An 18,505-nucleotide genomic window follows, 5' to 3' on the forward strand; every position below is an offset into this window, starting at 1 on the left:
GGGCTCCGCGTCGTGATGCAGAAGCTCGACCCGTACCTCAACGTCGACCCCGGGACGATGAACCCGTTCCAGCACGGCGAGGTGTTCGTCACCGACGACGGCGCCGAGACGGATCTCGACATCGGGCACTACGAGCGGTTCCTCGACATCAGCCTCAGCCAGTCGGCGAACGTCACGACGGGGCAGATCTACTCGCAGGTCATCGCGAAGGAGCGGCGCGGCGAGTACCTCGGCGACACCGTGCAGGTCATCCCGCACATCACCGACGAGATCAAGCGGCGGATGCGCCTGCAAGCGTCCGACGACCCGCAGCCCGACGTGATCATCACCGAGATCGGCGGCACCGTCGGCGACATCGAGAGCCAGCCGTTCCTCGAGTCCGCCCGCCAGGTGCGGCACGAGCTCGGCCGTCGCAACGTCTTCTTCGTCCACGTCTCGCTGGTGCCGTACCTGCAGACGTCGGGGGAGCAGAAGTCGAAGCCGACGCAGCACTCGGTCGCCGCCCTCCGGTCCATCGGCATCCAGCCCGACGCGCTCGTGCTGCGCTCCGACCGGCCGGTGACGGAGGCGAACCGCAAGAAGATCGCGCTGATGTGCGACGTCGACGAGGAGGCGGTGGTCAACGCGATCGACGCGCCCTCCATCTACGACATCCCCGCGATGCTGCACGACCAGGGCCTCGACGACACGATCGTGGCGGCGCTCGGGCTCGAGCCCGGCCAGGTCGACCTGACGAGGTGGAACACGGTGCTGCAGGCCGTGCACCAGCCGCGCCAGGAGGTCACGATCGGCCTCGTCGGCAAGTACATCGACCTGCCCGACGCCTACCTGTCGGTCACCGAGGCGCTGCGGGCCGGCGGCTTCGCGCAGCAGACGAAGGTGTCGCTGCGGTGGGTGCCGAGCGACGAGTGCGAGACGCCGGAGGGGGCCGCGCAGCAGCTGGGCGACCTCGACGGCATCTGCGTCCCGGGCGGGTTCGGGGTGCGCGGCATCGAGGGCAAGGTCGGCGCGCTGCGGTTCGCGCGGGAGAACGGCATCCCCGCGCTCGGGCTGTGCCTCGGGCTGCAGTGCATGGTGATCGAGTACGCGCGGCACGAAGCGGACCTGCCCGATGCCTCCTCCACCGAGTTCGATCCCGACACCCCGTACCCGGTGATCGCGACGATCGCGGAGCAGGTCGCGATCATCGCGGGCGGCGACCTGGGCGGCACGATGCGGCTCGGCCTGTACCGGGCGGACCTGGAGGAGGGCACGCTCGCCCGCGACCTCTACGGGCGCGCCGAGGTGAGCGAGCGGCACCGGCACCGCTACGAGGTCAACAACCACTACCGCGAGCGGCTGCAGACCGCCGGGCTGGTGTTCTCGGGCACGTCGCCCGACCACCGCCTCGTCGAGTTCGTGGAGCTGCCGCGCGACGTGCACCCGTTCTACATCGGTACGCAGGCGCACCCCGAGCTGCGGTCCCGTCCGACACGGTCGCACCCGCTGTTCAGGGGCCTGATCACGGCGGCGCTCGACCGGCAGCGCGCCTCGCGCCTCTTCGAGGACGCCGTGGTCGAGGAGGTGCCCGCCGGTGCCTGATCTGATCGGTGACAGCCCCATCCACGACGAGCCGGAGCTGCATCCGCTGACCTCCGAGACGCTGCTGCACCACGGCCGCGTCTGGGACGTCGCGACCGAGACGTTCGACTACCACGGGAAGCCGATCACCCGCGAGGTCGTCCGGCACCCGGGCGCGGTCGCGATCCTCGCACTCGACGACGACGGCCGAGTGCTGCTCATCCGCCAGTACCGGCACCCGATCCGCACCCGGGCGTGGGAGATCCCCGCCGGGCTGCTCGACGTGTCGGGGGAGCCGCCGCTGACCGGCGCGCAGCGGGAGCTGGCGGAGGAAGCGGACCTCGCCGCGGCGACATGGCACGTGCTCGCCGACTTCCAGAACTCGCCCGGCGGTAGCGACGAGACGATCCGGATCTACCTCGCCCGCGACGTGTCCGCGGTGCCGGCGTTCGCCCGGCACGACGAGGAGGCCGACATCGAGGTGCGCTGGGTGCCGCTCGACGAGGTCGTCGACGCCGTGCTCGCCCGCCGGGTGCAGAGCCCGTCGCTCGTGGTCGGCGCGCTCGCCGCCGTCGCCGCGCGCGCCCGCGACTGGGCGACGCTCGCGCCCGGCGACGAGCCGTGGGCCCGCCACCCGGTCGTCGGCGGCGCCCCCTGGCACACCCGCTGACCCATTTTTCATCTTTACGGAGTTTTGGTCGGCACGGGCTGACCAGAACTCCGTAAAGATGAAAGGTGGGATGCGAGTCGAGCAGGCGGTCGGGCGGTTCCTGCGCCACGTCGCCGTCGAGCGCGGGTTGTCGGACAACACGCTCGCCGCGTACCGGCGCGACCTCGGCCGGTACGCCGAGCACCTGGCGGAGGCGGGGCGGGAGGACGTCGCCGACGTCACCACCGCGGACGTCTCCGCGTTCCTGAACCGGATCCGCGGGGAGGACGGTGCGGCCGCCTCCTCCGCCGCCCGGATGCTCTCCTCCGTCCGCGGCCTGCACCGCTTCCTCGCCGAGGACGGGATCGTCCCCGACGACGTGGCCCACGACGTGAGCCCGCCGAAGCTGCCGATGCGGCTGCCGAAAGCGATCGGCATCGATGACATGTCCCGATTGATCGGCGCCACGGAGGGCGACGACCCCGTCCTCGTGCGGGACCGTGCGCTGCTCGAGCTGCTCTACGCGACCGGGACCCGGGTCAGCGAGGCGGTGGGGCTCGACGTCGACGACCTCGCGACCGGTTCCATGGTGCGCGTGCTCGGCAAGGGCGGCAAGCAGCGGCTCGTTCCCGTCGGGTCCTACGCCCGGACCGCGGTCGACGCGTATCTGACGCGAGTGCGCCCGCACTGGGCGGCCAAGGGGACGTCGACGCCCGCGCTGTTCCTCGGGCCCCGCGGCGCCCGTCTCTCCCGGCAGAGCGCCTGGCTCGTCATCCAGGCCGCGGCCGAGCGCTCCGGGCTGTCCGCCCACGTCTCCCCGCACACGTTCCGGCACAGCTTCGCGACCCACCTCCTCCAGGGCGGGGCCGACGTGCGCGTCGTGCAGGAGCTGCTCGGGCACAGCTCGGTCGCGACGACCCAGCTCTACACGCTGGTGACCGCCGACGCCCTCCGCGACGTCTACACGACCTCCCACCCCCGCGCCCGCTGAGGGTCTCCACGCGCGGGCGAGGACGTTCGCGGATCCGGAGATCCTCAGCGACACCCCGTGTCCGGGCCTCCTGCAGCGGGGTGTCGGCCGATTCCTCCGTGTCCGCGAACGATCTCCGGATCCGCGGAGGTGCGCGACACGCCGAGGGGGCGGGCCGGGACGGAGGGAGGCGGCGCGTCGCCCCTGAACGGGGGACAGGCCCTGGCTACCGTGAGCGGACGCAGAGCGAGACGCACCGAGGACCACACCCATGACCCACACGACCGTGCTGGACACCCGACCCGATGCCGCGGACGAGGGCCTGCCCATCGGCCCGACCGGCCGGCCCGCCCACGAGTTCGCCGTGCCCGCGCCACTGCTGCAGCACGGCCCGGCCCGCATCGTCGCCCTCTGCAACCAGAAGGGCGGCGTCGGCAAGACGACCACCACCGTGAACCTCGGCGCCGCGCTCGCGCACTACGGCCGCCGCGTGCTGCTGATCGACTTCGACCCCCAGGGCGCGCTGTCCGCGAACTTCAAGGTGCAGACCGAGGACGTGCCGACGATCTACGAGCTGCTGCTCGGCTCCTCCAGGACCGACCCGCGCATCGCGATCCAGCACACGCAGATCGACGGGCTCGACATCATCCCCGCGAACATCGACCTGTCGGCGGCGGAGGTGCACCTCGTCAACGAGGTCGCGCGCGAGCAGAGCCTCGCCCGTGTGCTCCGCCGCGTCAGCGACGACTACGACATCGTCCTGATCGACTGCCAGCCGTCCCTCGGCCTCCTCACCGTCAACGCGCTGACCGCCGCGCACGGCGTCGTGATCCCGCTCGCGTGCGAGTACTTCGCGCTCCGCGGCGTCGCGCTGCTCGTCGAGACGATCGAGAAGGTGCGCGACCGGCTGAACCCGGCGATCGCGCTCGACGGCATCGTCGGCACCATGTACGACCCGCGCACGCTGCACAGCCGCGAGGTGCTCGACCGGGTGGTGGAGGCGTTCGATGCCGACGTGCTCGAGACGGTCATCAGCCGCACGGTGAAGTTCCCGGACGCCTCAGTCGCGCGGGAACCGATCCTCGAGTACGCGCCGGAGCACCGCGCCTCCGCCGCGTACCTGCAGCTCGCCCGCGAGCTGATGGTCCGGGGTGCGTTCGCCTGACCTCGACGCGGCCGCGCCGACCTTCCGCGTCCGCGTCGGCGGCTTCGACGGCCCGCTCGACCTGCTGCTGGACCTGATCGGCCGGCACGAGCTCGACATCACCGAGCTGTCGCTGTCGATCGTGACCGACGAGTTCCTCGCCCACCTCGCGCAGCTCGGCGACGACGCCGACCTCGACCAGACGAGCGGTTTCCTGGTCGTCGGTGCGACGCTGCTCGACGCGAAGATCGCCGGCCTGCTGCCCGCCGGCGAGGTCGTCGACGCGGAGGCGGTCGCGATGCTCGAGGCCCGCGATCTGCTCTTCGCCCGTCTGCTGCAGTACCGCGCATACAAGGAGGCGTCGGCCTGGTTCGCCGACGCGCTCGCCGTCGAGGATGCGCGGCACGCGCACCCCGGCGCGGTGCGGGAGCAGCAGCTGCCGCCTCCTCCGCCCACCGACCTGTCGGTCGACGTCGCGGCGTTCGCGCTGCTCGCGGCCGCCGCGCTGGCCCCGCGGCCGGTCCCGACCGTCGGCACCGACCACCTCCACGGGTCGGCCGTCGGGCTGCGGGAGCAGGCCGCGGAGGTCGTCAGCCTGCTGCGCCGCGGCTCGGCCATGTCCTTCCTCGACCTCGCCGGACCGGAGGCGGAGCGCCCGATCGTCATCGCGCGGTTCCTCGCGGTGCTCGAGCTGCACCGGCTCGGGGCGATCGCGTTCGAGCAGCTCGATCCGCTCGGAGCACTCGTGGTGCGCTGGACCGCGCAAGACTGGGACGACACCATGCTCGCGCGACTCGGAGGCGGCTTTGACGACTGAGCGCACCGCCGCCGTCCGGCGCGCTCCGCAGGAGCCGGTCGCCCTGCTGCTGTCCGGCCTGCTCGGCGCTCCCGTCGACGACGCCGAGCTGACGGAGGCGTTCGCGGCACGGGACCGGACGGAGGCACCGGCGGCGATCGAGCCCGCCCGACCCTCCTCGCTCGACGACCTCGATGCCGCGATCGAGGCGCTGCTCGTCGTCGCCGATCGGCCGCTCGACCTCATCACGATCGCGACGGCGCTCGACCGTCCGGTCGCGGTGATCCGGCAGGCGGTCGAGCGGGTCCGTGCGGACTACGACGGGATCGCGGGCGGTCGGCGTCGCGGCTTCGAGCTGCGTGAGCTCGCCAGCGGCTACCGCCTCTACGCGCGGCCGGCGCACGACGAGCACGTGCGCCAGCTGCTCGAGGTCGAGACGACCGGGCGGCTCAGCCAGGCCGCGCTGGAGACCCTCGCCGTCATCACCTACCGCCAGCCGGTCACCCGCGGCCAGATCGCCGCGATCCGCGCGGTGTCGGTCGACTCGGTGCTGAAGACGCTCGTCGCCCGCGGCCTCGTGACCGAGGTCGGGCGATCGGAGGAGACCGGTGCGGTCCTCTATGGGACGACCGACGACCTGCTGGTCGCGCTGGGGCTGCGCTCGCTCGACGAGCTGCCGCCGCTCGCGCCGCTGCTCGAGGGCGTCGAGGCGGTGCACGCCGATGCCCGCTGAGCTGCACACGGACCCTCCGACGGGCTCAGGAGGGTCCGGCGAGCGGCTGCAGAAGGTCCTCGCCGCCGCGGGGATCGCATCCCGCCGCGTCTCCGAGGACCTGATGGCGGCCGGCCGCGTCGCGGTCAACGGCGCGGTCGTCACCACGCCCGGCACCCGCGTCGACCCGACCGTCGACACGGTCGCCGTCGACGGGGTCCCCGTCTCGGTGGACCCGGCCAGGCGGACCGTGCTGCTGCACAAGCCGACCGGTGTCGTCTCGACGATGCGCGACGACCGGGGGCGTCCCGACCTCACGACGTTCACCGAGCAGTACGAGGAGCGGCTGTTCAACGTCGGCCGCCTCGACACCGACACCTCCGGCCTCCTGATCCTGACGAACGACGGCGACCTGGCCCAGGTCCTGTCCCATCCGTCCTTCGGCGTCACGAAGACCTACATCGCGCTCGTCACCGGTTCGGTGAAGCCGCAGACGCTCGCTCGGCTGCGGCGGGGCATCGAGCTCGACGACGGCCCGATCGCCGCCGACCGGGTGCGCGTCGTGCCGAACGGCGCGCGCCCCGGCGCCACCCTGGTGGAGCTGACGCTGCACTCCGGACGCAACCGGATCGTCCGCCGGATGCTCGACGCGGTCGGTCACCCGGTGCAGGAGCTGGTCCGGCGCGAGTTCGGTCCGCTGAAGCTCGGCGACCTCGCGGTCGGTCGTACTCGGGACCTCACAGCCGCCGAGTTCGGTGCCCTGACCACCCTCGCCGGCCGGGACCGAGCCGACCGGTAGGGTTGACGCCCGTGTCCGCCCGAACCACGGGGACGGTCCGGGTCGTCGGCACCGGGCTGCTCGGCACGAGCATCGGGCTCGGCCTCTCCGCGATCGACGTCGACGTCGTCCTCGACGACGTCTCCCCGTCGACCCTCGCGCTCGCGGTCGATTACGGCGCCGGCCGTCGGACCGGTGAGGCGGACGCACCCGCGCTCGTCGTCGTGGCCGTGCCGCCGGATGTCGTGGCCGCCGTCGTGGCCGCTGAGCTCGCCCGGTACCCGGACGCGTTCGTCACCGACGTCGCCAGCGTGAAGGCCGGGCCGCTCAGCGCCCTGGAAGCGGTCGGCGCGGCGACCGAGCGCTACGTCGGCTCGCACCCGATGGCCGGCCGCGAGCGCAGCGGTCCGATCGCCGCCCGCGCCGACCTGTTCCTCGGCCGCCCGTGGGTGATCACGCCCCACGCCGGCTCCACCGCCGGGCAGTCGGCGATCCTGGAGGGGCTGGCGCTCGACCTCGGGGCCATTCCGGTCCGCCTGCCGGCCGATCGGCACGACGACGCCGTCGCGATCGTCTCGCACGCGCCGCAGCTGGTCTCCAGCCTCCTCGCCGCCCGGCTCGTCGACGCCCCCGATCACGCGACGGACCTCGCGGGTCAGGGCCTGCGCGACACGACCAGGATCGCGGGCAGCGACCCGGCGCTCTGGGTGCAGATCCTGAGCGCCAACGCCGCCCGCGTGCTTCCGGTGCTCTCGGACCTCCGCGACGACCTCGACGCGGTGCTGGAGGCGCTCGCCGACCCCGCCGCGCCCGGTGCGCAGCGCGCGCTCGCCGACGTGCTCGCCGCCGGGAACGACGGCGTCGCCCGCATCCCCGGCAAGCACGGCGTCGACCTCCGGACCACCACGTTGACCGTGCTGATCGACGACCGGCCCGGCCAGCTCGCCCGCCTCCTGACCGAGATCGGCGAGCTCGGCGTGAACCTCGAGGACATGCGCCTCGAGCACTCGCCGGGCGCGCCGATCGGGATCGTGGAGGTCTCGGTGCTGCCGGAGGCCGCTGGCGGCCTCGAAGCCGACCTGGACCGCCGAGGGTGGCGGGTCGCATGACGAAGCCGATGTGCATGGTGAGGGGAAGCTCGTGGGCGTGATCGTGGCGGTCGACGGACCGGCGGGCAGTGGGAAGTCGAGCGTCTCGCGCGCCGCCGCTGCCGAGCTCGGCTATGCGTTCCTCGACACCGGGGCGGCCTACCGGGCGCTCGCCTGGTCCGTCCTCCAGCACGGGGGCGACCCGGAGGACGCGGCGAGCGTCGAGCGCGCGCTCGACGGCTTCGAATTCGACTCCGCCCTCGATCCCGCCGAGCGGTGGGTGCTCGTCGGCGACGTCGACGTCACCGAAGCGATCCGCACCCCCCGCGTCACCGCCGCCGTCAGCGGCATCGCCCGCGTCCCGGCGGTCCGCCTCCGGCTGAACGAGGGCTTCCGCGCCCGCCTGGCAGCCGCCGAGCCGGGCACGGTGGCCGAGGGCCGCGACATCACGACCGTCGTCGCGCCGCACGCCGATGTGCGGGTGCTGCTCACCGCGAGCCCCGAGGTGCGCGCGTCGCGACGGTCGAAGGAACTGCCGGAGGAGGACCACCGCGACGTCGCGAGGTCCATCGCCGAGCGCGATGCCAAGGACTCACGGGTGGTCGACTTCCTCGAGGCCGCCGAGGGCGTCACGACGCTCGACTCCACGAACCTCGACTTCGACGGCACCGTCGCAGCGCTGGTCTCCCTCGTGCGGGAGTCGGCAGGATTGGAGCCGGTGACATGACCGATTCGGACGACGACTACGAGGGTGACGACGACCTGCTCGCCGAACGGCTCGACGCGGTCGACGAGACCGCGGCGGAGCAGCGCGCCGCCGCACTCCGTGCGGGGCTCGAGGAGTACGCGCTCGAGGACGAGGACCGCCTCCTGCTCGAGAGCGACGACGACGAGGACGGCGGATCCGGCGCGAGCGCCGCGCTGCCGGTGCTCGCGATCGTGGGGCGCCCGAATGTGGGCAAGTCCGCGCTCGTGAACCGCATCCTCGGCCGTCGCGCGGCCGTGGTCGAGGACACGCCCGGTGTCACCCGCGACCGCGTGACCTACCGCGGGGAGTGGGAGGGACGGGGGTTCACGCTCGTCGACACCGGCGGCTGGGAGCCGGACGCCGCAGGGCTCGACGCCGCGGTGGCCGCCCAGGCGGAGATCGCCGTGGACCTCGCGGACGCGGTGCTGTTCGTCGTCGACGCGGTCGTCGGCGCGACGAGCACCGACGAGCAGGTCGTGCGGATGCTGCGGGCCACGAAGAAGCCGGTGCGCCTCGTCGCGAACAAGGTCGACGACGTGCGCCAGGAGGCGTACATCGGCGAGCTGTGGGGCCTCGGCCTCGGCGAGCCGTTGCCGGTGTCCGCGATCCACGGGCGCGGCGTCGCCGATCTGCTCGACGAGGTGATGCGCACGCTGCCTATCGAGTCCGGCGTCGCGAAGCCGCAGGCGGGCGGGCCTCGCCGGGTCGCGCTCGTCGGCCGCCCGAACGTCGGCAAGTCGAGCCTGCTGAACAAGTCGGCGGGGGAGGACCGCGTCGTGGTCTCCCCGACGGCGGGCACCACCCGCGACCCGGTGGACGAGCAGATCGAGATCGCGGGCACGGTGTGGCGGTTCGTCGACACGGCCGGCATCCGGCGCCGCACGCACCTGTCGCAGGGCGCCGACTTCTACGCCTCCCTCCGCACGCAGGCCGCGCTCGAGCGCGCCGAGGTCGCGGTCGTGCTGTTCGACGTCACCGAGCCGATCAGCGAGGCGGACATCCGGATCGTCGACATGGTCCTCGAGTCGGGCCGCTCGCTCGTGCTCGCGTTCAACAAGTGGGACCTGATCGACGACGAGCGCCGCCGGTACCTCGAGCGCGAGATCGAGCAGGACCTCGCGCACGTGGCGTGGGCACCGAGAGTGAACATCTCGGCCCTGACCGGCCGCCACCTCGAGAAGCTCGTACCCGCGCTCACCGCGGCGCTCGACGGCTGGGACACCCGCATCCCGACCGGCAAGTTCAACGCCTTCATCGCCGAGCTCACCGCCGCGCATCCGCACCCGGTCCGTGGAGGGAAGCAGCCGCGGATCCTGTTCGGGACCCAGGCGGGTAGCCGCCCGCCGACCTTCGTGCTGTTCACGACGGGCTTCCTCGACCCGCAGTACCGACGCTTCGTGCAGCGCCGCCTCCGCGAGGTCTACGGCTTCGCCGGCACCCCGATCGTCGTCAACATGCGCGTGCGGGAACGCCGCCAGCGCTCCTGACGGATCTTCGCCGTTCAGGAGTTCTGGCGACCGCGGACTTGCCTTCGGTCTGCCTCGCCTCGCGACTCCGGCAGCACCCTCCGTTTTGTAGGAAGGACCTGCCTACAAAACGGAGCGTCCGTCGACCGGATCGCCGCGCGAGACGGCGGACTCCAGGAGCAGCGGTGCCAGAACTCCTGAAACACGAAGATCGTCTCGTGCAGGGGGCCTGATGCGCTCAGCAGCGGTCAGGGGCGGTGGAGGCGCACCTCCACCTGCTCGCCGTTGATGCGGGACTCGAAGCGGATCGCGGGCGCCGTCGCAGGTCCGTGCACGACCTCGCCGGTCCCGATGTCGAACACGCTGCCGTAGGCGGTGGTGATCGTCGCCGCCGCGTGGCCGGGATCCTCGAACACGCCGTCGGTGAGGGGTTCGCCGAGGTGGGTCGAGATGTCGGCCAGCACATCGACCCGTCCGCCCTGGCGGAGCACGAACAGCGCCTCCCCGGCGACCTCGCGGCGCACCGGCTCGTGCTCCGGCAGGTCCGCCAGCAGGCCGATGGTCCTCCAGCCCTCCGGGAACCGGGTCAGCACCGCGTTGGCGTGGTTCGCGCCGGCCGTCTGGCGATACCCGAGATGCCCGCCGAGGTAGCCGCCGAAGCCGACGAGGCCGAATCCGACGTAGGCCAGCGTGCGGCCGAGCGCCTCGTGGTCCCGGCCGCGCAGGAACCACGACGCGGCATAGAGCACCCAGGCGGATTCGTTCGCCACCGCGTGCACGATCCCCACCCGCTGCTGCTCGCGCCGGGTCCGCGCCCAGTCCGCCCACCCGGTGAGGATCGCGGGAGCGGCGGCCACCACCCCGACGCCCACCAGGATCCGGGACGCCCGGGCCGTCCCGGGGAGCGCGTCGAGCACGGCCGCGCTGATCCAGGTGCCGGCGGGCACGAGGACGATCGCGGGATGCACCGCGTGTCCCGCAGGCACCCCGTGCAGGGCGTCCTCGAGCGCCCGCGGCTTCAGCAGGGCGTCGACGACACCGTGGATCTTGAGGATGACCGGATCGAGCGCGGCGGCGTGCTCGAGGGCGATCAGCGGTTTCAGGATGGACAGCTCGCGCACGGGCGCACCTCTTTCGTCCGCACCACCCGACTCCTCCTGCCGCCCGGCGCGCAAACGCACGGGGCGGGTCAGCAGCCCACGCCCAGGGGTTCGGCAGCACCGGATCAGTGCAGGAGGGCGTCGAGCGCGGCGTCGATCTCGTGCGTCGCGGCGAGCGGACCGGGCAGCGGGGTGCCGTAGAAGCCGTGGATCATGCCGGGGAAGGTGCGGTGCCAGACCGGCACCCCCGCGCCGACGAGCGCCGCCGCGTAGGCCACGCCCTCGTCCCGCAGCGGGTCGTACTCGGCGGTCCCGATGATCGCCGGAGCCACCCCGGCGAGGTCGGGGGTGCGCAGCGGCGCGATCCGCGGGTCGTCGACGAGCGCCCGCGCCTCAGCGGAGTCGGGAGCGAGTCCCGTGTACTGCTCGAAGAACCACTCCATGTCCCGCAGGGTCAGGAAGTACCCGTCCGCGTTCTCGCCGCGGGAGGCGTAGTCGCCGCCGGGATCGACCGTCGGGTAGGCGAGCAGCTGGGCCGCGAGGGCGACGCCCTCGTCCCTCGCGCGGACCGCGGTCACCGCGGCCAGGTTCGCGCCGGCGCTGTCCCCGGCGACGACGAGGCGGTCCGGATCGCCGCCGTATGCCTCGATGTGCGCGGCGACCGCGGAGAACGCCGCCCAGGCGTCGTCGACGCCGCCGGGGAACGGCCGCTCGGGCGCGAGGCCGTAGTCGACGCTGACCACCACCGCGCCGAGGTCGGTGGCGAGGATCCGCACGGCGAGGTCGTGCGTGTCGAGGTCGCCGATCACGAATCCGCCGCCGTGGAAGAACACGATCGTCGGCACGGAGGTGGACACCTGCGGCCGGTAGACGCGGGAGGGGATCCCGCCCACCACCGCATCACGGATCTCCGCGATGCGCGGCCGCTGTGCGGCGTCGCGCCGGTCCACGCCCGCGGCGGCGCGCAGCATCGCGCGTCCCTCCGCGGCGGTGCCGTCGGACATGGCGGGCAGGCCGAGCCGCTGCATCTCCTGCAGCATCAGCGCGGTGTCGGGGTCGAGCGGCATCGTCGGTTCCTTCCCTCGGTGGTCAGCGGTGCGGTCACGCGCCCGAACGGATCGGGGAGGCGGTCAAGCGGTCTCGGCGGCAGCTGCGGGTGCGCCGGCCGGTTCGAACCGCAGCGCGCGATGTCGTGGGTCGAGGCGGAACTGCAGCAGGTCCCGCAGATAGTTCTGGTGCACCCGCCACGGCGACTTCCGTGCCTGCCGGGGCAGGAGGTGCAGGCCGCGCCGGATGTAGCCGGCCGCCAGGTCGATGACCGGCGCGGTCGGGCCCGCGTCGGCGGGGGCATCGGCGACGGCGACCGGGGTGCCCCGTCGCCGCATCTCGGCGAGCAGGTCGACCACGGCGTTCGCGACGAGGTCGGCGCGCAGGGTCCAGGAGGCGTTGGTGTACCCGATCGTGTACGCGAGGTTCGGCACGCCGGTCAGCAGCATGCCCTTGTACGCGAGCGTCGTGCCCGGGTCGATCGGCCGGCCGTCGACCTCCACCCGAATCCCGCCGAGGACGAGCACGTTCAGCCCGGTCGCGGTCACGAGCACGTCCGCGTCGAGCCGGCCGCCGGAGGCGAGCCGGATCCCGTCCGCGTCGATGCGGTCGATCCGGTCCGTGACGACATCGGCGTCACCGGCGGTGATCGCCCGGAACAGGTCGCCTCCTGGCACCGCGCAGAGCCGCTGGTCCCAGGGGGCGTACTGCGGCGAGAAGTGGGTGTCGACGTCGAAGGAGGCGGGCAGCTTCTCCTTCGCGGCGCGGCGCAGGATCGCCTTCATGGACGCGGGCCGGCGCCGGGCGTACTGGTAGAGCAGCACCGCCCCGAGGATGTGCTTCATCCGGACCGCCCGGTAGGCGAGCTGCGGCGACACCCGACCCCGCAGGCGCATCGCGAGCCGGTCGCGCGTCGGGATCGCGGCGACATAGGTCGGCGAGCGCTGCAGCATCACCGCGTGCGCTCCCCGCTTCGCGAGCGCGGGGACCAGGGTCACCGCTGTCGCGCCGCTGCCGATCACGACGAATCGCTTGCCGGCCGGGTCGAGATCGGCCGGCCAGTGCTGGGGATGCACGACCCGGCCGCGGAACGCCTCCAGCCCGGCGATCTCGGGGGAGTAGCCCTCGTCGTAGCGGAAGTAGCCCGTGCAGGCGAACAGGAAGGAGCAGGTGATCGTGCTCGTCATCCCGGTCACACCCTCGCTCCACTCACCCGTCGCATCGGGATCGCGGTGCAGCACGGTCAGCTCCCACCTGGCCTGGTCCGAGTGCCACGAGGCCGCGACGACGCGCTGCCGGAAGCGCACGTGCTCGCCGGCGCCGGTCTCCTCAGCGGTCTGCCGAACGTACTCGCGGATGTCGTCGCCGTCCGCGATCGCCTTGTCACCCGTCCACGGCCGCGCGGCGTAGCCGAGCGTGTACATGTCCGAGTCGGACCGGACGCCGGGGTAGCGGAACAGGTCCCACGTCCCGCCGAGCACGTCCCGCGACTCCAGGACCGCGAACGAGCGGTCGGGCGCACGCCGCAGCAGCGTCGCCGCCGCGCCGATGCCCGACAGCCCTGCGCCCACGATCACCACATCCAGGTGCTCCGGCATCGTCGACCTCCCCGCCACGAGCACCGTATCGACACCATGTCGAGAAAGTCGACATCGTGTCGAGGATGCTCATTACGCTCGCAGGATGAGCACCTCCACCCGCGGCAGACGCGTCGGCCGGCCGTCGGGCGACGAGCGGCAGCGGGCGATCGTGGAGGCGTTCGAGGGCCTGCTGCAGACACGGTCGCTGGCGGACATCGCGATCGACGAGATCGCGGCGGGCGCCTCGATCTCGCGCAGCGCGTTCTACTTCTACTTCCCCTCGAAGCAGGCCGTGCTGCTCGAGCTGCTCGACCGCATGGTGGCGGAGGTGGACGAGCGCCTGGCCGCCGTCGGTCTCCCGGGTGACGACCCGGCGCGCTGGTGGCGCGAGGCGATCGGGGTGTTCGTCGACGTCTTCGGTGCGCATCGCGCCGTCACCGTCACGCTGGCGGAGGCGCAGGCGACGATCCCGGAGGTGCGTGCGGAGTGGGCGCGGCGCTCCGGTCGATGGGTCGACCTGACGGCGTCGACCATCGTCGCCGAGCGGCGCGCGGGCCGTGCCCGCGAGATCGTCGACCCGCGCGCGACGAGCATCGCGCTGAACGCGATGAACGAAAGCGTGCTCGTCGCCTCGTTCAGCGGCGCGACCCCGTCCCTCGCGCCGGGGGAGCTGCTCGACGTGCTCGCCGACATCTGGTGCACGACGATCTACGGGCGTCCGCGCCCGTAGCCCCCGGGGTGTTCACGGATCAGGGGATCCGGGGCGCGAAGCGCCGCCGGATCCCCTGATCCGTGAACACGACGGTCACACGGACGCGGGCTGCTGCTGCTCCGAGTAGATGCGGGTCAGCTCGCGTTTCAGGACCTTGCCGGAGGGGCCGAGCGGCAGCTCGGTCACGAGGTGCACGACGCGCGGGAACTTGTACGCGGCGACCTTCGCCTTCACGAACTCCCGCAGCTCGTCGTCCGTCGCCGACGCACCGGCCTTCAGCACGACCGCCGCCTCGACCTCGTGCCCGTGCTTCGCGTGCGGTGTCCCGAACACGGCGACGGCCTCGATCGCGGGGTGCCGCATCATGACGTTCTCGACCTCGCTCGGGTACACGTTGTAGCCGTTGCGCAGGATCATGTCCTTCTTGCGATCGACGATCGTCAGGTAGTCGTCGGCACCCATCGTCGCGAGGTCGCCGGTGCGGAACCAGCCATCGACGACCGCCTCCGCGGTCGCCTCCGGCTTGCCGAGGTAGCCCTTGAACAGGTCGTGTCCCCGCACCACGAGCTCGCCCAGCTCGCCGCGGCGCAGCTCGACGATGCGGTCGTCAACGTCCGCATCCGCGATGACCACGTCGACGCCCCAGATCGGCACGCCGATCGTGCCCGGCCGGATCGGCATGCTGACCGGGTTGAACGACACCACGGGTGAGGTCTCGGTCAGGCCGTAGCCCTCGTAGACGGTCGCGCCGAACGTCTCCGAGAACTCCTCGAGCACCGCGAGCGGCAGCGGTGCACCGCCGGACACCGCATACCGCAGATCCGGCTTCGGTGCGCCGGCTCGCGCTCCGGCCAGCAGCCCCACGTACATCGTCGGCACGGCGGTGAACACCGTCGCGCCGTGCTCCGCCATCGCAGTGAGCGCGCCGACCGCGTCGAACTTGGGCAGCAGCACGATCGTCGCGCCACGGCGGAACCCGGTGTTCAGCACGCAGGTCTGCCCGAACGTGTGGAACAGGGGCAGGCCGCCGAACACGACGTCGTCGAAGCGCATGTCGAACAGATCGATCAGCGACACGTTCACCTGCTCGACGAGCGAGAAGTGCGAGTTGACCGCTCCCTTCGGCGTGCCGGTCGTCCCGCTCGTGTAGAGCAGGGTCGCCGGTTCGAGGGGGTTCATCGCCTCCTGCCGGAGGATCGGCTCCGCATCCTGCATCAGCGCCTCGAGCCGCGGGATCGGTGCCAGGTCCTTCGCGGCCTCGGGCAGCAGCACGGAGACGGCGTCGACCCCGTTCTCCAGCGCGGCCGGCAGGGCCTCGCCGAGGCTGGTCGCGCCGATCACGACGAGCTTGGCCCCGCTGTCCCGCAGCACGAGCGCGATCTCCTCCCGTTTGAACAGGAGGTGGATGGGCACGGCGACGGCACCGATCGCGAGGATCGCGTAGTAGACCCGCGGGAAGTCGGGCACGTTCGGCACGAGCATCGCGACGCGGTCGCCTCGACCGATGCCGCGGGACCTCAGCACGCCGGCGATCAGCTTCGCGTCGCGCCACAGCTCGCTGTACGTCGCCTGCGCCTGGGGACCGGTCTGCCCGGTCCAGATCACCGCCGTCTTGTCGGGGTACCGGTGCGCCGACTCGGCCAGGATCGCGGCGACCGAGATGGTCGCGTGACCGGGCCCGGTGAGAACGTCATCGTCCATTCGTGCTTCTCCTTCGAAGTGACACCAGGCGAGGATGCCCGCTCTGCCTCGGCGTCCGCTACGAGTTCGACGCCGACGATGCCGGGGACGGGAGGTCCTCGCTCATCTCGTGCTCCTGGTCGGCGCCAGGACCAGCGCGAACGCCGCCGCGGCCCGGTCGGCATCCGGCTGCTCGCCGGCGATCAGGTCCGCGTAGGCGTAGGACTCCGCGACGCGGACCAGCACGGTCGCCAGGTCGTGCGGCGGCAGCGGGGTCGACATTCGGCCGGCGGCGATCTCCTCCTCCAGCAGCCGCTCGACGATCGCGACGAAGCGCCGATGCACCGGGGTCGCGCCGCCGAGCAGGATCCGGAGGGCCTTCGACGGCTCCCTGGTGATCCACGTACGGAAGTAGTCGGCCGCGATGAGGTCCTGCACGAAGCGCGTCAGCGCGCCCTCGACCCGATCGGCGCCGTGCGCGTGCGTGGCCGCGTCGGCGGCGTCGAACGTCGGCGCGGCGAGGCTCCACAGGATCTCGCCAAGCAGCGCGTCGCGGTTCCCGACCCAGCGGAACAGGGAGGTGCGGTCCACGCCGAGCTCGGCGGCGAGCGCGCTCATGTCGATCCGCTCGCCCCCGATGAAGCGGTGCCGGGCAGCGCGGAACGCACGGGCGGCATCGCTGTGAGCCTCGAGCCGCTCCGAGAGCGCGCTCGGCACCAGGCGCGCCCCCAGGCCGCCGCGTGCGGTCGCGTGCGCGGTCACGTCGGCGGCCGTCATGCGCCGGAGCCTAGCTCGCAACATTCCGAAATGTGTTGCGTACACTGCGTCGCGGAGCCGCAGCCGCAGGAGGAAGAGGGATGCGATGACCCGCACCGACATGATCGAGACGGACACAGCCAGGCCGACGCTGGACCACCTGGTCAGCGACTTCTACCGTTACCAGGACTTCCTCACACCCGACGAGCAGCGGCACGCCGGCGAGTTCCGCGCGGTGTTCGAGGAGAAGATCCGGCCGATCGTCGACGGCTACTGGGCGCGCGCGGAGTTCCCGAAGCAGGTCATCCCATGGCTCGCAGACCTCGGCGCGCTCGGGCCGTTCGTGCCCGAGGTGCGGAAATTCGAGAACACGGCGGTGTTCCGCGGCTGGATGGCGCTCGAGATGGCGCGGATCGACGCCTCCGTCGCCACGTTCGTCGGCGTGCAGTCCGGTCTCGCGATGGGCTCGATCGACGTCGGCGGCTCCGCCCAGCAGAAGGCGGAGCTGCTGCCCGCGATGGCGGCCGGCACGCTGCTCGGCGCGTTCGGGCTCACCGAGCCCTTCTCGGGCTCCGACTCGGCCCGCGGCCTCCGCACGACCGCGCGTCACGACGGCGACGAGTGGGTCCTGAACGGCGCGAAGCGCTGGATCGGGAACGCGACCTTCAGCGACTTCGTCGTGATCTACGCGAAGGACGAGGCGGACGGCCAGGTCAAGGGATTCCTGGTCGACACCGACCTGCCCGGCTTCCGCGCCGACAAGATCGAGGACAAGATCGCGCTGCGGGCCGTGCAGAACGCCGACATCACGATGGTCGACGTGCGGGTGCCCGAGGCGAAGCGCCTCCCGGGCATCCGCTCGTTCCGCGACGTCGCGACCGTGCTGCGCCTGACCCGCTGCGAGGTCGCGTGGCAGGCGATCGGCGTCGCGATCGGCGCATGGGAGGCGGCGCTCGCCTACGCGAAGGACCGCCGGCAGTTCGGCAAGCCGATCGCGAGCCACCAGCTGATCCAGGACCTGCTCGTGAAGGGGCTCGCCAACATCACCGCCTCCATCGGCATGTGCCTCCGCGCGTCCCAGATGCAGGACGACGGCATCCAGAAGGACGAGCACTCGGCGCTCGCGAAGGCGTTCGCGACCTCGCGGATGCGCGAGACGGTCGGCTACGCCCGCGAGATCCTCGGCGGCAACGGCATCGTGCTCGACAAGGGCGTCGCCCGCTTCTTCTCCGACGCGGAGGCGCTGTACTCCTACGAGGGCACGCGCGAGATGAACACCCTGATCGTCGGCCGCTCCATCACGGGCTTCAACGCCTTCGTGTGAATCCCGCGCCCTGATCGGGTGCGAGCGCAGCGAGCCTCGAGCTCCCGCCCCTGACCGCTCGCGATCCTGCTCCTCGGTGGCTGCCGCGGGAGGTCCGCCGCAGGATCCGCTGGCGGAGTAGCGTGCGAGCCCGTGGCCGACACCGACGTCCGATCCGTCCCCTCCGCCGTGACCCGCACGGAGACGGACAGTCTCGGCGCCGTCGAGATCCCGGTCGGCGCCTACTGGGGCGCGCACACCGCGCGGGCCCTCGAGAACTTCCCGATCTCGAACACCCCGATCTCGCGGCACCCACGGCTGATCGACGCGCTCGTGATCGTGAAGCAGGCGGCCGCGCGGGCCAACCGCGACCTCGGCGCGCTCGACCCGCACAAGGCGGCGATGATCGAGCGCGC

At 72.3% G+C, this 18,505-nt stretch carries 17 protein-coding genes and 1 pseudogene; 13 read left to right on the forward strand and 5 right to left on the reverse strand.

The features are described 5' to 3' along the window. From ACFE67_RS07380 to der, 10 genes are all read left to right on the forward strand, one after another. Positions 1-1,581: CTP synthase (locus ACFE67_RS07380; protein WP_375406226.1), on the forward strand; the 1,581-nt coding region annotated here is incomplete at its 5' end. Next, positions 1,574-2,230: an NUDIX domain-containing protein gene (locus ACFE67_RS07385; RefSeq protein ID WP_375406227.1), complete on the forward strand. Its 657-nt coding sequence runs from the start codon at positions 1,574-1,576 to the stop codon at positions 2,228-2,230. The genes ACFE67_RS07380 and ACFE67_RS07385, both read left to right, overlap by 8 nt. A gap of 70 nt (positions 2,231-2,300) precedes the next feature. Next, positions 2,301-3,200, forward strand: a complete 900-nt coding sequence (gene xerD, locus ACFE67_RS07390) for a site-specific tyrosine recombinase XerD (protein WP_375406228.1) — start codon at positions 2,301-2,303, stop codon at positions 3,198-3,200. A 250-nt stretch (positions 3,201-3,450) separates the two neighbouring features. Continuing rightward, positions 3,451-4,344: a ParA family protein gene (locus ACFE67_RS07395; protein ID WP_375406229.1), complete on the forward strand. Its 894-nt coding sequence runs from the start codon at positions 3,451-3,453 to the stop codon at positions 4,342-4,344. Next, a complete protein-coding gene (locus ACFE67_RS07400; protein WP_375406230.1) occupies positions 4,331-5,140 on the forward strand; it encodes a segregation and condensation protein A in 810 nt (269 codons plus the stop codon). Before ACFE67_RS07395 ends, ACFE67_RS07400 begins: the two co-directional genes overlap by 14 nt. Then, on the forward strand, positions 5,130-5,852 hold the full coding sequence (gene scpB, locus ACFE67_RS07405; RefSeq protein ID WP_375406231.1) for an SMC-Scp complex subunit ScpB: 723 nt from the start codon (positions 5,130-5,132) through the stop codon (positions 5,850-5,852). Before ACFE67_RS07400 ends, scpB begins: the two co-directional genes overlap by 11 nt. After that, complete coding sequence (locus ACFE67_RS07410; RefSeq protein ID WP_375406232.1) at positions 5,842-6,630, forward strand: pseudouridine synthase; 789 nt, start codon at positions 5,842-5,844, stop codon at positions 6,628-6,630. The genes scpB and ACFE67_RS07410 overlap by 11 nt, the downstream gene beginning before the upstream one ends. A 2-nt stretch (positions 6,631-6,632) precedes the next feature. Then, positions 6,633-7,718, forward strand: a complete 1,086-nt coding sequence (locus ACFE67_RS07415; protein ID WP_375406233.1) for a prephenate dehydrogenase — start codon at positions 6,633-6,635, stop codon at positions 7,716-7,718. 31 nt (positions 7,719-7,749) lie between these two features. After that, positions 7,750-8,424 (forward strand): (d)CMP kinase, encoded by a 675-nt coding sequence (gene cmk, locus ACFE67_RS07420; RefSeq protein WP_375406234.1) that lies wholly within the window; start codon positions 7,750-7,752, stop codon positions 8,422-8,424. Next, positions 8,421-9,932, forward strand: coding sequence for a ribosome biogenesis GTPase Der (gene der, locus ACFE67_RS07425; protein WP_375406235.1), 1,512 nt, complete (start codon positions 8,421-8,423; stop codon positions 9,930-9,932). The genes cmk and der overlap by 4 nt, the downstream gene beginning before the upstream one ends. A 227-nt stretch (positions 9,933-10,159) precedes the next feature. Here der and ACFE67_RS07430 read toward each other — a convergent pair whose 3' ends face one another. The 3 genes from ACFE67_RS07430 to ACFE67_RS07440 form a co-directional block, all read right to left on the reverse strand. Beyond that, entirely contained in the window at positions 10,160-11,032 is an 873-nt protein-coding gene (locus tag ACFE67_RS07430) for a DUF2231 domain-containing protein (protein WP_375406236.1), read from the reverse strand. A gap of 104 nt (positions 11,033-11,136) precedes the next feature. After that, positions 11,137-12,078: an alpha/beta hydrolase gene (locus ACFE67_RS07435; protein ID WP_375406237.1), complete on the reverse strand. Its 942-nt coding sequence runs from the start codon at positions 12,076-12,078 to the stop codon at positions 11,137-11,139. A 63-nt stretch (positions 12,079-12,141) separates the two neighbouring features. Further along, entirely contained in the window at positions 12,142-13,656 is a 1,515-nt protein-coding gene (locus ACFE67_RS07440; protein WP_375406238.1) for a flavin-containing monooxygenase, read from the reverse strand. Between the two features lie 85 nt (positions 13,657-13,741). Between ACFE67_RS07440 and ACFE67_RS07445 the strand changes: the two genes are divergently transcribed. Further along, positions 13,742-14,368 (forward strand): TetR/AcrR family transcriptional regulator, encoded by a 627-nt coding sequence (locus tag ACFE67_RS07445; protein ID WP_375406239.1) that lies wholly within the window; start codon positions 13,742-13,744, stop codon positions 14,366-14,368. A gap of 75 nt (positions 14,369-14,443) precedes the next feature. On the opposite strand, the gene ACFE67_RS07450 is transcribed toward ACFE67_RS07445, so the two are convergent. Then, complete coding sequence (locus ACFE67_RS07450) at positions 14,444-16,051, reverse strand: long-chain fatty acid--CoA ligase (RefSeq protein WP_375406240.1); 1,608 nt, start codon at positions 16,049-16,051, stop codon at positions 14,444-14,446. Between the two features lie 102 nt (positions 16,052-16,153). Then, on the reverse strand, positions 16,154-16,807 hold the full coding sequence (locus tag ACFE67_RS07455; protein WP_375406241.1) for a QsdR family transcriptional regulator: 654 nt from the start codon (positions 16,805-16,807) through the stop codon (positions 16,154-16,156). 85 nt (positions 16,808-16,892) lie between these two features. Here ACFE67_RS07455 and ACFE67_RS07460 point away from each other — a divergent pair, with 85 nt between their 5' ends. Next, complete coding sequence (locus ACFE67_RS07460; RefSeq protein WP_375406242.1) at positions 16,893-18,110, forward strand: acyl-CoA dehydrogenase family protein; 1,218 nt, start codon at positions 16,893-16,895, stop codon at positions 18,108-18,110. Between the two features lie 132 nt (positions 18,111-18,242). Continuing rightward, positions 18,243-18,505: pseudogene (aspA, locus tag ACFE67_RS07465) on the forward strand (aspartate ammonia-lyase); the annotation flags it as partial.

The sequence above is a fragment of the uncultured Amnibacterium sp. genome (genome assembly GCF_964244015.1).
GTDB lineage: Bacteria > Actinomycetota > Actinomycetes > Actinomycetales > Microbacteriaceae > Amnibacterium.

What these genes read in the sequence shown, in the direction of transcription:
- xerD (WP_375406228.1), top strand. Translation starts at nt 2,301, where the DNA reads ATGCGAGTCGAGCAGGCGGTCGGGCGGTTCCTGCGCCACGTCGCCGTC.
- ACFE67_RS07395 (WP_375406229.1), top strand. Translation starts at nt 3,451, where the DNA reads ATGACCCACACGACCGTGCTGGACACCCGACCCGATGCCGCGGACGAG.
- ACFE67_RS07410 (WP_375406232.1), top strand. Translation starts at nt 5,842, where the DNA reads ATGCCCGCTGAGCTGCACACGGACCCTCCGACGGGCTCAGGAGGGTCC.
- der (WP_375406235.1), top strand. Translation starts at nt 8,421, where the DNA reads ATGACCGATTCGGACGACGACTACGAGGGTGACGACGACCTGCTCGCC.
- ACFE67_RS07435 (WP_375406237.1), bottom strand. Translation starts at nt 12,078, where the DNA reads ATGCCGCTCGACCCCGACACCGCGCTGATGCTGCAGGAGATGCAGCGG.
- ACFE67_RS07440 (WP_375406238.1), bottom strand. Translation starts at nt 13,656, where the DNA reads ATGCCGGAGCACCTGGATGTGGTGATCGTGGGCGCAGGGCTGTCGGGC.
- ACFE67_RS07445 (WP_375406239.1), top strand. Translation starts at nt 13,742, where the DNA reads ATGAGCACCTCCACCCGCGGCAGACGCGTCGGCCGGCCGTCGGGCGAC.
- ACFE67_RS07450 (WP_375406240.1), bottom strand. Translation starts at nt 16,051, where the DNA reads ATGGACGATGACGTTCTCACCGGGCCCGGTCACGCGACCATCTCGGTC.
- ACFE67_RS07455 (WP_375406241.1), bottom strand. Translation starts at nt 16,807, where the DNA reads ATGACGGCCGCCGACGTGACCGCGCACGCGACCGCACGCGGCGGCCTG.
- ACFE67_RS07460 (WP_375406242.1), top strand. Translation starts at nt 16,893, where the DNA reads ATGACCCGCACCGACATGATCGAGACGGACACAGCCAGGCCGACGCTG.